The following is a 15,328-nucleotide window of genomic DNA, read 5'->3' on the forward strand; positions in this document are numbered from 1 at the left end:
TGGCGGGGATAACTCACCCGCCCAAGCTCACACCAAACCTGAAAGTCACACCGGCAGACTGAAACAACCAATCTATCAGCTTATTTATATGACGGATGGCTCTCGTTAAACGGCCATCGTTAAGGAGAAGTAGGCGACATTAATTGACGAAAACATCACAGTTTTGCATACCAATTTTCAGATTGCCCGATATTGGAAATCCCGGAACCGGACACTTGCTTTTGCGGACATGTTTTCGTGACCTTTGCTATTCAGCGCACTATACAATCCCACGCGCAAACTCAGGAAACCGCCGAATACATTGTGATGTAATCCCGAAACTTCCATACGGTGCCCGTGTTGCTCCCAGGTTTCGCCACCGTCTTTGGAGTAATGATAAGTAACGACATTGTCGCGATTCACCATTCGCATGCGCAAACTTCCGGTGTTCGCCGGCTGCCGAAACCAGCTTTGCTCCTCCGCATACTGAAATGTCTTTATGTGCTGACGGGAAACCCCAAGGCCAACAAACGCCTTGTGGCTATAAAACAGCAACAGGCCACCTTCTGCATTTCCCGATAGATCCATCGCCACCTCCACCTCATAGGCGCGGTCAACCGGAATACAGGTGAGAGGGGCACTGTCTATTGGGGATTGTCCCCGACACGCTACGCGCAGCGCACGTTCTTCGTAGTGCACTCTCTGCATTTCATCATCGGCGGGCATGTGAAAGGCCCACTGGACACCAAAGCGGTTTCGGGAAAAATCGTCGGATAATTCCAACCCGGAAATCGTATTCTGTTTCTTCCCCTGCGGCCGCTGCATCGGCAATGAAAGGTCACCGCCTTTCGCGCGAAACCAACCATCGTCCGTCCACTCGATCGGCTCAAGCAGTGTCTGCCGCCCCAGTGTACGGAACCCGTTTTCATAGCCGTGATAAACCATCCACCAGTCACCCTGCGGACCTTCTACCAGGGTCGCATGGCCACGAGACCACCACGGCTCGTCTGCACTCAGTGTGCGCACCAGGGGATTTTGCGGGCAGTGCTCCCAGGGGCCATGGATAGACCTGGAACGTGCGGCAATCACCATATGCCCGGTGGGCGGCCCGGCGGTCCCTCCAACAGCGGTAACCAGGTAAAACCAATCTCCGCGACGCAGTAGCTTGGGTCCTTCCGGGGCAAAATTTTCCACAACCCAGTCTTCCGGGTAACGCCATGGACTGTACGCGTGCTCCAGCTCTCCCGCTGCGGCGAGGCCATCGTCGGTGAGGCGAATCTTGCGAACACCATTGACGAACAGGTAGCGGTGCCCGTCCTCTCCCACAATATGTCCCGGATCGATACAGCCGGGAATCTTCATATCGATGGGATCGCTCCATGGACCTCGAATATCGTCGGCCCAGATCACGAAGATAGACCACCCCTTGTCATCCGGGTTGGCGGGGATATAGATGTAATAACGATCTTCGTGTTTACACAGATCCACCGCCCAGATGGCGCCCAGCGGTTTGAACAGGGTTGGCCCGACCGGCGACCAGTTGACCAGATCCGTAGAATGCCAGATGACCAGCCCGGGATAAGAGTAGAAAGACGAGAACGTCATATAGTAATCATCGCCATCCTTGATGATGGTTGGATCGGGATGATCACCGGGGACTATGGGATTCAGGAAAGTCCCGTTGCCCAGGTCTGCACTTCTCTGCCCCTCCACACCGCGGCCCCATTTTGGGATGGTGACAGCCGATTGCGATGATTTATCAACGCAGTTGCCCTTCGTTGCCAGCGCATTCCCTGCCAGCGGTGCGGATGCGGCACCCACTGCCAGTGCTTTGAATAATTTACGGCGTGTAATATCAGTCATCCCTAAACACTCCCTTTATCCGTCAATCCATCAGCCGTGAGAGCGAAGGCTCCATCGTCTCGGCCCAGATCCGATACCCTTTTTCATTCAGGTGCAGGTAATCTGGCATGATTTCCTTGGTCAGCCGACCATCTTCTTCCAGGAACTCGCTGTATATCTCCTGATAGAAAATATGTTCACCATCGGCATACTCTTCGATGATGTCGTTGATCCCGAGATTGACCTTGCGCATTGGCGTTCCCGGTTCCGGGTCCCGGGGAAAGATACTCAGCAGCAGGATTTTCATTTGCGGCTGACGTTGACGCATTTCATCCAGTACTGCCCGAATACCGGCAGAGGTAAGCTCCGGGTCTTCCAGTCGATGTCCGGTATTGTTGGTGCCGATCATTACCACCGCGGCCTTGGGCTTGATACCTTCCAGCTCGCCGTTCTGCAATCGCCACAGCAGGTTTTCGGTGCGGTCTCCGCCGTAGCCAAGGTTTACCGCATTGCGCTCCTTGTAGTACTCGTCCCACACTTTTTTACCGGCGTTTTCCCAACCCTCGGTAATGGAATCACCAATCATCAGGAGGTCCACATTCCCTTCAGCCAAACGCTTTTTATTCCGCTCAAAGCGCTCTTCCCACCAGCCGCGCGCCCAGTACTCGTGGCGGATATCCGGCGTGGTCGCCAGGGTGCGGTAATCCGGGCACGGATCTTCCGCCTCGGCCGATTTATCCAGCTGGATATTGGCGATGGCCACCTGCCCCTTGCCGCCAACGCGCAGAGCAAATGGCGAAGTCACACTGGAGAAGTCATCGCCCTCGTGCACAAAGCAACTGAGCTTGTAGCTTTCTCGCGTCCACCCATCCCCGATATTTTTTCGCGCTGGTACAGATAATTCCACTCGACGCTCGCAGTTTTCTCCGCACTGGACTTCCAGTGCGAGATCACCGCCGGTGAGGTCATCTACCTTCATGTCAAATGACAGCACCCCTTCTTCTACGTAGCTGGATAAATCCAGGGGACCACCGTGCTTCAGGCTAAGCCGTGCAAACCAGGTATCGTGCCATTTGAAGGTCAGCGCATCTTCCTGGACATCCTTATCACTGGTAAACACAGTCACGCGACCGCTGGGCAGTTTGGCAAACGCGCCACTCAACATCTGGTTTTTCTCAAAATCTTCAATCTGGACGCCCCACGGTTGTAGTGGTCGACCACGGTAGAGTGCATAGCTTTCCGGCTCGCCCCGCATCAGGCCGGGGACATTTTCTGCGAGCTTGCCCGGTCCCTGTACTTCGTCGTACAGGCTCAGACCGTAGCCGGTTGCAAACAGGGGTTCGTAGTCGGGGTGATGTGCATTGAGTTTTGCCTGCAGCGGCAGACCCGGCCAGGAGAAAGAGAGGCGACCTCTGAAGTCATGACGGGCTTTACCGCCCTTATCTGCAATCAGCATGTCCGCCACGCCGTCACCTTCGGTGCCGGGCAACCAGGCGGCCACAAACGCGTCGGAGGCATTGAGTTCAGGGTTGACCCACAGCGGACGGCCGGACAGGAATACCGAAACCACAGGAATATTTTTTTCCTGCAGTTTTTTCAGCAGCGCCAGGCTTTTTTTGTGGCCCGCTTCAAACTCCAGGGTGTTGCGGTCGCCCTGCCCTTCCGCATAGGGCGTCTCACCGAATACTACAATCGCGGCGTCCGGCTTTTTCGTGAAGTCGCCATCGGCAGACAGGGTGGCCCGGCCGCCAGCGCGCTCTACCGCTTTGCGGATCCCGGCGTAAATCGAAGTCGCACCGGGGAATTTATCGTTGGTAATACCAGCGCCCTGCCAGCTGACACTCCAGCCGCCGGACTGCATGGCAATACTATCGGCACCGGGGCCCGTCACCAGGATATTCTGATCGGGGTTCAGCGGCAGGATACCGTCGCGGTTTTTCAGTAACACCAGGCTTTCGCGTACAGCGCGCCGCGCCAGTTCGCGGTGTTCCTTGCTGCCTACGACACTCTCGTCGCCGGCCAGTGCGCGCTCGGAAGGTTTTTTGTCGAATAAACCTGCGCGCAGTTTTACCCGCAGGATTCTGCGCACTGCGTCGTCCAGACGCGCCATGGAAATCTCGCCACTCTTCACCTGCTCGAGCGTATTGGCGATCATGTTTTTCCAGTCGTAGGTCACCATCAGCAGGTCGATGCCCGCATTGATGGCCTGCGGGCAACTGTCATTGGTGCAGCCAACCACCTGGCCATGGCCGTTCCAATCGCCGACCACCAGGCCGTCGAATCCCATGCGCTGTTTCAGCACTTCGGTCAGAATGTATTTATTGCCGTGGTGCTTTTCGCCATTCCAGGCGGAGAAGCTGGCCATGATAGTCTGTACCCCGCTTTCGATCGCCGCGGGGTAGCCGGCATTGTGGATCTGCACCAGCTCCTGCTCGCTGATACGCGCATCGCCCTGATCATCGCCCTCGAAGGTGCCGCCGTCGGCGAGAAAATGCTTGGCAGAGGCCAGCACGCGGGTTTCCGCAAGAAATTCGTCGCTACCCACGCTGCCCTGTAACCCCTCGACCATTGCGGAGGCGAACTGCTTTACCACCTTGGGATCTTCACTGTAACTCTCGTATGTGCGACCCCAAAAATCGTTCTGGGCAACCGCCAGTGTGGGAGCGAATACCCACTCGACCCCGGTAGTGCGAACCTCCTCTGCGGTGGCAGCACCGATGGCCCGCACCAGTTCGGGGTTGCCGGTGGCACCAAGGCCGATATTGTGGGGGAACAGGGTTGCGCCGGTGAGGTTGCCGTTACCGTGAACCGCATCAGTGCCCCAGAATACCGGTATCGCCGGGCCGCCATCGCTGGTATCCATGGAGGCCTCCCAGTAGGCATCGGCAAGCGCCAACCAATCGTCCGGGCCAGCATTTTCCTTGCGCCCGGGAATGGAGCCACCGCCGTTCAAGACGGAACCGATATGGTATTCCTTCACTTGCTGCGGGGTGATGGACTGGATCTCGGGCTGCATGATCTGGCCAACTTTCTGCTCCAGAGTCATTTTTTTCAGCAGCGCCTCAACCTGCTTTTCCACCTCAGGCTTTACCGCTGGACTCTGGGTTTTTGGCCATAGATCCAGCTGGTGGCCACTTGCCGCCGCAAAGGAGACTGCCGGCAATCCTGCGAGCACGATGCCCGCGGCCAGCAGTGCGCGAATTGGTTTGAACGGGGTTCTGGTCGCGGTCATGAGAGCCATCCCTCTGTTGTTTCAGTTCGTTATATTTATTTCTTTCAATACTGCGAACCCGAACATTTCATCGGGTTAATCATATAAATTGCGTCGAGCCAAAAAAATTCCCGGGGCATACCCTGACAAATTCAGGGCAGAGGCCGCGGGGATAAACGAGCCGTGACTCGTGGGGAGCTGACGCTTTTGGAAAATCAGCCCTGCATCTGCTCCAGCTCGCGTCCCTTGGTCTCGCGTACATACTTGCTGACGAAGAAGATCGAGATGAACGCACAGAGCGCGTAGATACCGTAGCTACCAGAGAGCTGGATGCTGACCAGCAGTACCGGGAACGACAGGGTAATACCGAAGTTGGCCAGCCACTGGGCGAGACCGGCTACGGCGAGACCGGAGCCGCGGATCTGGTTCGGGAACATCTCCCCGAGCATCACCCACATCACCGGCCCCCAGGAAGCATTAAAGAAGACCACGTAGGCATTGGCGGCAATCAGCGCAATGGTGCCGACAGAATCCGACAGGCTGAGTCCGCCGTCTTCACCGAGCGTCGCCCGGGAAAACGACACCGCCATGATCGCCAGGGTCACCGCCATACCGATGGAACCGACCCACAGCAGAGGCTTGCGACCGATTTTGTCTACCAGGATCAGCGCGGTAATCACCGCGGCAATACTGACCGCCCCGGACACCACATTGATCAGCAGCGCATCGCTCTCGGTGAAGCCCACCGACTGCCACAGCACCGCGCCGTAATAGAACACCACATTGATCCCCACCAGCTGCTGGAACACGGCGAGACCGATACCAACCCACACAATACTGCGCAGCTTGCCGGTTTTCGCGTCCTTGAGATCAGACAGGCTGGGACGGTGGTCGTCGGCCAGGGAAGCGCGGATATCCCGCTCCTTGTCGCCCGCCGCGCGCTCGCCGAACAGGCGGGTCAGTACCGAGCGGGCGGTATCACCGCGACCGCGGGCTACCAGGAAGCGCGGGCTTTCAGGAATGAAATACAGGCCGATCAGGAAAATGGCCGCGGGGAGCAGTTCAATCCAGAACATCCAGCGCCAGGCCTCAAAGCCCATCCAGAATTCAGTGGTGGAAGCACCGGCGAATTTGGCGATGGCGTAGTTACTGAGGAATGCCGCGGTAAGGCCACTGATTATCGCCACCTGCTGTACCGTGGCCAGTCGCCCCCGGTAGGCTGCGGGCGCCACCTCACTAATATAGGCGGGGGTCATCACACTGGCGGCACCTACCGCGAGGCCACCGAGAATGCGGTAAAAGACAAACTCCAGGGAGCCGGTGGCAATACCGGAGCCCCAGGCAGAAACGATGAACATGATTGCGGAGGCGATTAGCAGTGCCTTGCGGCCATACTTGTCCGCCAGGGTGCCGGCGAAGAATGCGCCGATGGCACAACCGAGCAGCATCGAGGCCACATTGAAGCCAGTGCCGGCGCTGTCGGAATTGAACGCAGCCTGCAGGCCATCCACGGTGCCGTTGATCACACCGCTGTCGAACCCGAACAGGAAGCCACCGATGGTGGCGACACCGCTGATCGCGATGACCAGGCCATGATTGGTTTCTGAGAGGTTGGCTTCTGAAAGGCTGGACTCCGGGCGCAGGGCCTCGACGCCCGCATCACTGCTGACGGTAGTATTCATTTTTATTCTCTCACTCACTGCGGGCCGCTGTGCGACTCCAATTTATTCTTTGATCAGCCAGCTTGCGCCGCCTTCCTCAACTTACGGGAAATCAGGGCGAGAGGCCAATGGCACATTTATACAATTAATCACACGATTATGTAAACGATTACAAAGGTTTCAGAAAAAATGGCGCGTGGAGCTACCACAACCCAACCTCACACCCACAAAAAAGCCCCTGCAATGAGGGGCTTTGAAAGAGACGATATGGATCAGGCGGCAACCGGATCCGACGGTGCGGGCAGTGCCGCTTCCTCTTGCACAAAGAACACCGAGATGGCGCCACACACCATAAACACGCCGGCCAGCATCAGGATATAGATGGCCTGGTTGTCGAACACGCCGGCGAGGATCGGCCCCGCCACCAGCGCAGACAGGATCTGTGGCGCGGCGATGGTGAAGTTGAAGATACCCATGTACACGCCGGTTTTGCTCGCCGGCAGCGAGTCAGAAAGGATCGAGTAAGGCATGGCCAGAATCGCGGCCCAGGCGATACCCACACCGATCATCGGAATCAGCAGGCCGAGCGCACCACTGGGAACGGTTACCTCGGTAATCAGCAGATTTACCTGGGTTGCTTCACCGCCCTGGAACAGCACGAAGCTCATGTAACCCAGGCCACCCAAAAGCAGGGATAGTGCGTATGTAGGCTTGCGGCCAAGCTTGTTGGCTACGCGGGCCAGCACGATGGAGAAAAGCGCGGCGAACAGGGAATAAGCGGCGAAGATAATCCCCACCCAGTCACCGGCAGCGCCCTTGGCGGCGGCGATATGCGCGGGGATCTCACCCACAGATTCCAGGTAGTGGGAATCAAACCACTTGGCCTCCACACCCCACACGTGCTGGGTAATCGCCGGGGTGGTGTACACCCACATGATGAACAGGGAGAACCAGGAGAAGAACTGCACTACTGCCAGCTGACGCATGGTCTTGGGCATGCTCACAAGCAGCTTGAAGAAACCGCCCAAGCGCTGCGGCAGGGATTTGCGCTCCGCCAGCTCCTTCGCCAGGGTCTCTTCGTCGATCCCCTTGTAAGCGTTGTATTCCTTCGGCGCGTACTCCTTGGTGCGGAACACTGTCCACAGTACCGAGCCCAGCAGTACCGAAGCACCGATATAGAAAGCCCAGATTACCGACGGCGCCACTTCACCCGCCTGCGAGGTGTTCTCCAGGCCGATCACATTGGTGAGGATAAACGGCAGCATGGACCCCATCACCGCGCCGATATTGATCAGCAGGGACTGCACCGCGTACCCCACAGTGCGCTGCTCCGAGGGCACCATATCCGAGACCAGCGCACGGAACGGCTGCATGGTGACGTTGAACGCCGCATCCATCAGTGCCAGCATCACGCCCCCGAACAGGATCGGCGCAACAAAGGCCACTGCGATACCCGCATTGGGCATAAACGCCATACCCAGCGCCGCGGCAATGGCACCGAACAGGATATAAGGGTTGCGACGGCCGAAGCGGCTCCAGGTACGGTCAGAGGCAGATCCGACGATCGGCTGCACAATCAGCCCCATCAAGGGCGCAACAATCCAGAACAGGGACAGGGAGTGCAGATCTGCACCCAGGTCGGAAAGAATCCTGCTCGCATTGGCATTCTGCAGGGCAAATCCAAACTGCACCCCGAGGAAACCGAGGCTGACATTCCACACCTGCCAGAAGGGAAGCTTGGGCTGTTGTTTCATCGCATTAACCGCCTGATTATTGTTGAATCGGCCGAATACACCGGAAATAGTGCGGTGCGGGGCTCTGGTTATGGCGGCATTGTGTCAGCAGGGGCAGTGCGGGCCATCCTCCCCGGCGGGGGTGGAGAGCACAGCTGGTAGCGCCGTGAACGGCGCTGCACTCCCGGTCAAAACAGATCAATCAAACAGCAAATCTACATAACGTGCGATTTTTGGCACCTAAAGTACATTAGAGCCGAATAAGTCCCAAATACGGAACATTAAAAACAGGCATTGTAATATCCTCATAAAGGAACATAATCTAGGTAATCAATGCCTATATCCCCTATAAAGCACCTTATGGACTATAGCCAGAAATCCCCCGCCGCCATCGCCGAAGCGCTGGGCCAGCGCCTGAAGCAAGCACGCCTGAACCGGGACCTCACCCAAATTGAGGTAGCGGAGCGCGCCGGCGTCAGCCGCAAGGCGGTGCTCAATGCGGAAAAAGGCAAGGCGCAGCTGGAGGTTCTGGTCGCCATACTCCAGGCCCTCGACCTCACCACCCAGCTGGACAGTTTCCTGCCACCGCAGCCGCCCTCACCGATCCAGCTGGCCAAACTCCAGGGTAAGCAGCGTCAGCGGGCCTCCGGCCAGCGCGGCAAGGGCCACGGGGGTGAGGAAGGAGAAGACAAAGACACACAGGAGGAACCGGAATGGTAATGGAAGTCATCAGCGTCGATTACCAGGGGCAAGCCGCCGGTGCCGTCAGTTTCGACACCGATACCGGTATCGGTGCATTTGAATATGACCCTGCCTTTATCGACACCGGCATCGAACTTTCCCCCCTGAAAATGCCCCTGGCACGACGAATCTACAGTTTCCCGGAACTGCGCTATGAAACCTTCCGCGGCCTGCCCGGCCTGATCGCCGATTCCCTCCCCGACGATTTCGGCAATGCGGTACTCAACGCCTGGATGGCCGCCCAGGGTAAACACCCGCAAGACATCACGCCCCTGCAAAGACTTCAGTACACCGGTAAACGCGGCATGGGCGCCCTGGAATACGCCCCCGCCACTCGTATCAAGAAGCTCAACGCCTCCCAGGATATCGCCATCGACGAACTGGTGAGCATCGCCCAGGAAGTACTCGACAGCCGCGCCGGCTTCCGCGTAGAGCTGGATAAAGATGGAGAAAACCGGGAAGCCATGGTCGCCCTGCTCTCCGTAGGCATGAGTGCCGGCGGCGCCCGCCCCAAAGCGGTACTGGCTTTCAATAAAGACTTCAGCCACGTGCGCTCCGGACAGACCGAGGTCCCCGAAGGCTTTACCCACTACCTGATGAAATTCGACGGCGTGAGCGAGCACAATAAAGACCGGGAAACCTTCGGCGACCCCATGGGCTTCGGCGCCATGGAATACGTCTACCATGAGATGGCCACCAACTGCGGCATCGACATGATGCCCTGCCACTTGCTGCACGAGGGCAACCGGCGGCACTTTGTCACCGAGCGCTTCGACCGCCGCGGCAACGACAAGATCCACATCCAGACCCTGAACGGCCTGGCCCATGTGGACTACAAAGCCCCCGGCTCTTTTTCCTACGCAGAACTCTTTGGCGTCGCGAGACAACTGAAACTCACCGCGAGGGAAGCCGAACAGCTACTGCTGCGTATGGTGTTCAACATCGTCGCCCGCAACCACGACGACCACGCCAAGAACTTCGCCTTCCAGTTAACAGAAAAAACCTGGCAACTGGCCCCCGCCTACGACCTCGCCTACAGCTTCAAGCCAGGTAGCCGATGGGTCAACAACCACTGGATGAGCCTGAACGGCAAGCGGGAAAACTTTACCCGGGAAGATATCCACAGCCTGGAAAAAATCAGCCCACTGTTTAGCAGAAGAAAGATCGACAGCATTGTGGATAACGTGGTGGAGCAGGTATCGCAGTGGCGAAGGCTAGCCCTTGAGCACGAGGTGCCAGATTCACTGATTGAGGAGATTGAGGGGAACTTGCGGTTGCATATATAGCTGTCCAATTCAGCTCAGACAGCAGCTATACGACCTGCATACCGGTGGCTAGTCACCCGAAATAATAGTAGCAATTCTTCTATTTCTTGAACAAACGCCGTAAGTCATTGATATTTATAGCTTTGGAAAATAAATAGTAGCCAGTTGGTATCGCACCACTCGGAAGGAAAGTCTCGTTATTTCCGGTTAAAATCTAAGCGCATGAATATAACCTTTTGATTCTAATGATGTTTCGAGTTAAGGATCAATTCGAGAGAAGTAAATAGTAGCTAGAGAGAGATAAAGCCACTGGCCTTTGAATAAACTGTTAAGTATTTATCGATAAGGAGATCACGAAGTAATGAATGTAGAAGCTATTGCGCAATTATCAGGGTTTATTATCGCTGTGGCGATGATAGTCGCTTGGTTCTGGGGTGGTATGAAGTACGCGATGATAATATACGTTGGGTGTGTCGCGGCCATATTTGCTGTTGTGTTTGCCGGTGGCCCCCAAATGATAGCGGGTGTGATTACTGGCGTAATAGCAAATGAAATCACCAGAGCAATTCGTCAGCGGAAACAGAGTGCCACTAATACTTAACAAACACAGGCAGCGAGGCTCCGGCCCTTCGGGCCTCCGCGGTACGTCTTACCTTATGCAGATTTTTGGAGTAGTTCGTGAATTCTAAGAAAAAATACCTAAGCACTTTCCATATATTCATGCTTTATTGGTTTGTAGCAATCCTAGTTATTGTGGGATTGGTCTTTCTCGGGTATCGATACAACAGCGTTCTAGAAGATATGGATGCGGAGTTTGCGGAACTAAATAAAAGCTTTCCAAGAAATCTCAATGATGAAGTTTCTATGATTGGAGTCTTTCGAGAAGATCGGAAAATTGTGTATATATTTGAAATGCTGGATCCAGAAGATCTGGAATTAAATGAAATATATAGTGCAACCCCTAAGTCAGAAACGGCTGAAGAGTTCTGCGCTATAGAAGAAAGTAAAGATATATTTAGCGGAGGATTTTCTGTCGCTTATAGGTATAGTCTTCCGAATGGAAATATACTGGTGGAGCACCTGGTTACAGCTGACGACTGCGCAACTTTGCGAGAATCGGCATAACAAACGCAAGCAGAATGCTCCGGCCCTTCGGGCCTCCGCGGGACGTCTTACCTTGTGCGCCTTTTGCGCGGGTCGATTCGCCCCAATTTTCGGGCAAAAAAACGCACAAGGTAAGCCGCCTCTGCTGTGGGCGTTAGAAGCACATAAGAGTAAGCGCATGGAAAAAGTTTTGTTCGCACTGGAAGTCGAAGATGGATGGCCTCCTGTTGGAGTGGAAGGTGTCTGGTGTGAAAAGGTTGGGGAAAATTTCCAGTTAAAGAATGTGCCTTTCTTTATAGCGAATATTGCAGCTGAAGATATTTTTCATGCAATACCTGACCCAGTTAACGATCATGTATTTGAGTTTGAAATTGTCAAGGAGTCTGGGCACTCTGTCATCTGGTTAATGAATAATATTGATTTAGACATTACAGAGTTTGTCGACATAGTTAAGGCGCTCGGATGTAGTTATGAGGAATTCTCTCAGTATTCACTAGCAGCTATTGACGCACCTCCTGAGGTCGATGTGGATCAGTTAAATGAAGTAATAGATAAATTCGAAGAAAAGGGAATAAATTTCGCGTTTCCAGTATGGCGCCTTGATTGACGTCACTTCTAAAAAACGCAAGCAGTTTGCTACGGGCCTCCGCGGGACGCCCAACGCCATGCACATTTTGTGCGGCGCGCTACGCTCCCAGTTTCGCACAACATGTGCATAGCATTGCCCCCCTGTTGCGGGCGTTAGGAGGCTTTCCCAGTGATGCAGCGTATTTCGGCACCGAGTCGAGGATTTGACAGACAGTTTGTAAAATTCTGGATAGGTGGTGTCCTCTGTATGTCTTTACTGGCCATTTCACTCGGTGACTTTTCATTACTCACTGTGGCTTCAATATCAGTAATGCTCGCTTTTGGTTTAGTCTTTTTTTATAACACTGTATGGAGCGTTTTCGACGAGGTCTTGGATTTTGGAGACCATCTTTTATTTAAAAAAGGAAAATCTGAACAAAAGGTGTACTTTTCTGAAATCAAGAAAATTGACCATCCATATGCAAATTTTAAGGGACTAGTTAGAGTCCACCTCCAATCAATGAGCATCGTAGGTAAATGTCTTACTTTCCGTGTAGCCTCATCTCCGTCCTCAAGGTTTACGGAGACACGCTTATTCAAAGATCTAAAGAAGAGGCATCAGCGTGCAATTTCCTCCTAAAAAGGCGCTGCAGGCGACAGCTAACTTTATGCACCTTTTGCTCTTTCGCTACCAATTTTCGCGCAAAATTCGCATAATTATAGAGTCTATTTTTTGTGTGTAAGACCAGCATTCAAAAATATCATGCAAGATAAGATTTCATTATCGCAGTACGTTAAGAAACGAAATGGTGTTGCGCTAGGTGCAAACCATTCCATGAGAAATATGTTGTATCGCTCTCTTGGGGCGGGTTCATTCCCGATCTTTTGGCATTATTGGAATCCGATATGGGGCTACTATTTGTCTCGAAACATCATGAAACCGCTGGGTTTATTTCTGCCGAGTTGGCTAGCGGTCGTTTTTACGTTTCTTGTTAGTGGTGCGATCCATGATTTAGCGGTATCTCTCGTTAAATGGAAAATGATTATATTTTTCACTCCATGGTTTGGCCTTATGGGTATTGCTGTTGTACTTTCCAAGTATTTTTCTATTTCTTATCGCTCATATCCGTGGCTTTTTCGTGCATCAGTAAATATACTTTTTATCAGTAGTACACTTTTGGCAACATACTTCGTGGAGGGCAAATATGCCTAACAAGACAGTACAGGCCGACGGCCAAATTTGTGCACTTTATTTGCGGTCGCTGCGCCCCTTTATTGTGCATGACTCGCACAAGGTAAGCCGCTCCTGCTGTGCGCGTTATATGAATCCATTCGTTTTCGAAGAAAAGTATACTTTGAGTAATTTATGAATATAAATATTGGGCTCACCCCCTACATACTGATCTTCACTTCCATTATTCCGGCATTGCTGGCATTTTGGGTTGCGAAGAAGCAAGGACGTTCAGCCGTAGCCTGCTCAGCGGTTGCTCTAGTTTTAGGTTTGAGCTGGGTCGGTGGCTGGCTTTACTTGGCAGTACTAACCAACTTAAAACCAAAGCAAGTGAGTAGTTAACTCCCATATAAAAAACGCAGGCATATTAATTCGGGCCTCCGTGGAACGTCTTAGCTCATTTACATTTTGTACAGGTCGCTTCGCTCTTACTTTTGCGCAAAGCGCGCCTAAAGAAATTTGCTCCTGCTGCGGGCGCCATGTATTCGAAATCCAACAATAACGGACGTACTATGAAAATTATATTAATCGTCATCATGTCAATTGCGATTGCTTCATGCGCTTCAACATCTGAAAAATACTTGACCTCGGACCCAGTAGAGATAGGGATTGATAAACTGGATCACTACTGGGTTAATGAAAGTAAATCTATTAGATTTAGCATTTCGCCTCGCGTAGTACCAGCGCCTGGTACACAAGGGGTTGTAAAGGTACGTTTTCTTATTGATTCAAAAGGTGATGTATATAACCCAGAGATCATAGAGTCGTTTCCAGAGGGAGCCTGGGATCAAAGTGCACTAGTTGCAAGTACGAAACAAAAGTATGTTCCGTCAAAAGACAACACTAAACGAACTCCTGTGTATGTCATTCAAACGATTAAATTTAAATTTGGTTGATATAAATTCAGCCGGCGTCTTGCTTTGTTCACGTTTTTATCGGCGGCTGCGCTCCACATTTCGTGCAAAACGCACACAAAAAATTCGACCTGACTGCAGCACCAGCCAATTTAGGCATCACTCGTTTTAAGGGAGTAAGTGGATGCAAAAAGAAAAATGGTATAAAAACCCAGAAATGCTTGTTGCACTAACAGCGTTATTTATTGGCTTAGTCACTGCGGCCATTTCTATTTATTCTGCGTACATCGATCGCGCATATGCGAAAGCATCGGTCTGGCCAAGAGTTGAAATTTTCAGAAGCTACAACAATGAAGGTTTCAGCTACGGAGTTTCAAATAGAGGCACCGGCCCGGCGATTATAGAATATGCAAAAGTAAGTTCAGGGAATCAATTTTTAAAAAAGTGGGATGAATTGCCGGAGTTCAAAAATATTTCTCAGTCCCACTTCAGCAACATTACATTACCATCAGGACAAACTGTGAATCCCGTGAAGTACAAGGGAGAACTAATTAGTGACGTTCTGACTTTAGATAAAAAAATACAAATCGAAATTTGTTATTGCTCAATTTATGGTGATTGCTGGATTGTAAAGCGGTCAAATGAAACCCAACCAACAGAAGCCTGCTCAGTGATTTCTGAACAGGCATTTGCACAATGAACAAGTATATAAATGTAATGATTCTGCGCCACTTCGCTGCGTAGGCACTCTCTATTATTCCAATTCACCGAAGACAGTTAGTAAGTCAAGACAGAAAAATTCCGGGTCATGTGTCTTTATACCGGGCCCCACATCTAGGAGCTAGAAAGTAGTGATAGGAATATGGCAGACATAATTCTCGAGTCAACGATCACTTGTCCTGAATGCCACCACCAGAAGATGGAAATCATGCCGACAGATTGTTGCATCTTCTTTTATGAGTGCGAGAATTGCCACACTCTGCTAAAACCAAAGCCTGGTGATTGCTGTGTTTTCTGCTCGTTTGGCACCATCAAGTGCCCTCCGATCCAGCAGGGGGAGAACTGTTGTGGGAACGGCACTTAACCAAGCTAGCTCATCAATAATTGATGCTATTTGCTACACAAGGGAGATACGCCAGT

13 protein-coding genes are annotated in these 15,328 nt (G+C 52.8%); 9 read left to right on the forward strand and 4 right to left on the reverse strand.

The window, feature by feature from the left end; translation table 11 throughout:
- Positions 1-177: 177 nt before the first annotated feature.
- From ACONT6_RS14665 to ACONT6_RS14680, 4 genes are all read right to left on the reverse strand, one after another.
- Positions 178-1,842: a family 43 glycosylhydrolase gene (locus ACONT6_RS14665; RefSeq protein WP_428819181.1), complete on the reverse strand. Its 1,665-nt coding sequence runs from the start codon at positions 1,840-1,842 to the stop codon at positions 178-180.
- A gap of 22 nt (positions 1,843-1,864) precedes the next feature.
- Complete coding sequence (locus tag ACONT6_RS14670; RefSeq protein WP_428819182.1) at positions 1,865-5,053, reverse strand: glycoside hydrolase family 3 N-terminal domain-containing protein; 3,189 nt, start codon at positions 5,051-5,053, stop codon at positions 1,865-1,867.
- A 194-nt stretch (positions 5,054-5,247) separates the two neighbouring features.
- Positions 5,248-6,714: a sugar porter family MFS transporter gene (locus ACONT6_RS14675; protein WP_428819183.1), complete on the reverse strand. Its 1,467-nt coding sequence runs from the start codon at positions 6,712-6,714 to the stop codon at positions 5,248-5,250.
- A gap of 251 nt (positions 6,715-6,965) precedes the next feature.
- A complete protein-coding gene (locus ACONT6_RS14680) occupies positions 6,966-8,447 on the reverse strand; it encodes an MFS transporter (RefSeq protein WP_428819184.1) in 1,482 nt (493 codons plus the stop codon).
- A 339-nt stretch (positions 8,448-8,786) separates the two neighbouring features.
- On the opposite strand from ACONT6_RS14680, the gene ACONT6_RS14685 reads away from it, so the two are divergent.
- The 9 genes from ACONT6_RS14685 (at position 8,787) to ACONT6_RS14725 (ending at position 15,272) form a co-directional block, all read left to right on the forward strand.
- On the forward strand, positions 8,787-9,146 hold the full coding sequence (locus ACONT6_RS14685) for a helix-turn-helix transcriptional regulator (protein ID WP_428819185.1): 360 nt from the start codon (positions 8,787-8,789) through the stop codon (positions 9,144-9,146).
- Positions 9,146-10,453 carry a type II toxin-antitoxin system HipA family toxin gene (locus tag ACONT6_RS14690; protein WP_428819186.1) on the forward strand — a complete coding sequence of 436 codons (1,308 nt, stop codon included), beginning with the start codon at positions 9,146-9,148 and terminating at the stop codon, positions 10,451-10,453. The genes ACONT6_RS14685 and ACONT6_RS14690 overlap by 1 nt, the downstream gene beginning before the upstream one ends.
- A gap of 340 nt (positions 10,454-10,793) precedes the next feature.
- Positions 10,794-11,033, forward strand: coding sequence for a hypothetical protein (locus tag ACONT6_RS14695; RefSeq protein ID WP_428819187.1), 240 nt, complete (start codon positions 10,794-10,796; stop codon positions 11,031-11,033).
- Positions 11,034-11,110: 77 nt separating this feature from the next.
- Positions 11,111-11,557, forward strand: coding sequence for a hypothetical protein (locus tag ACONT6_RS14700; RefSeq protein ID WP_428819188.1), 447 nt, complete (start codon positions 11,111-11,113; stop codon positions 11,555-11,557).
- A 157-nt stretch (positions 11,558-11,714) separates the two neighbouring features.
- Positions 11,715-12,143, forward strand: coding sequence for a DUF4265 domain-containing protein (locus tag ACONT6_RS14705; protein ID WP_428819189.1), 429 nt, complete (start codon positions 11,715-11,717; stop codon positions 12,141-12,143).
- Positions 12,144-12,866: 723 nt separating this feature from the next.
- Complete coding sequence (locus ACONT6_RS14710; RefSeq protein WP_428819190.1) at positions 12,867-13,316, forward strand: hypothetical protein; 450 nt, start codon at positions 12,867-12,869, stop codon at positions 13,314-13,316.
- Positions 13,317-13,846: 530 nt separating this feature from the next.
- Positions 13,847-14,230 carry an energy transducer TonB gene (locus ACONT6_RS14715; RefSeq protein ID WP_428819191.1) on the forward strand — a complete coding sequence of 128 codons (384 nt, stop codon included), beginning with the start codon at positions 13,847-13,849 and terminating at the stop codon, positions 14,228-14,230.
- A gap of 142 nt (positions 14,231-14,372) precedes the next feature.
- The gene (locus ACONT6_RS14720) at positions 14,373-14,888 is read left to right on the forward strand and encodes a hypothetical protein (protein WP_428819192.1); all 516 of its coding nucleotides are present in this window, start codon (positions 14,373-14,375) and stop codon (positions 14,886-14,888) included.
- A gap of 162 nt (positions 14,889-15,050) precedes the next feature.
- Entirely contained in the window at positions 15,051-15,272 is a 222-nt protein-coding gene (locus ACONT6_RS14725) for a GDCCVxC domain-containing (seleno)protein (RefSeq protein ID WP_428819193.1), read from the forward strand.
- Positions 15,273-15,328: the final 56 nt, after the last annotated feature.

Origin of the sequence: Microbulbifer sp. MCCC 1A16149, from assembly GCF_050368945.1 — a bacterium.
GTDB lineage: Bacteria > Pseudomonadota > Gammaproteobacteria > Pseudomonadales > Cellvibrionaceae > Microbulbifer.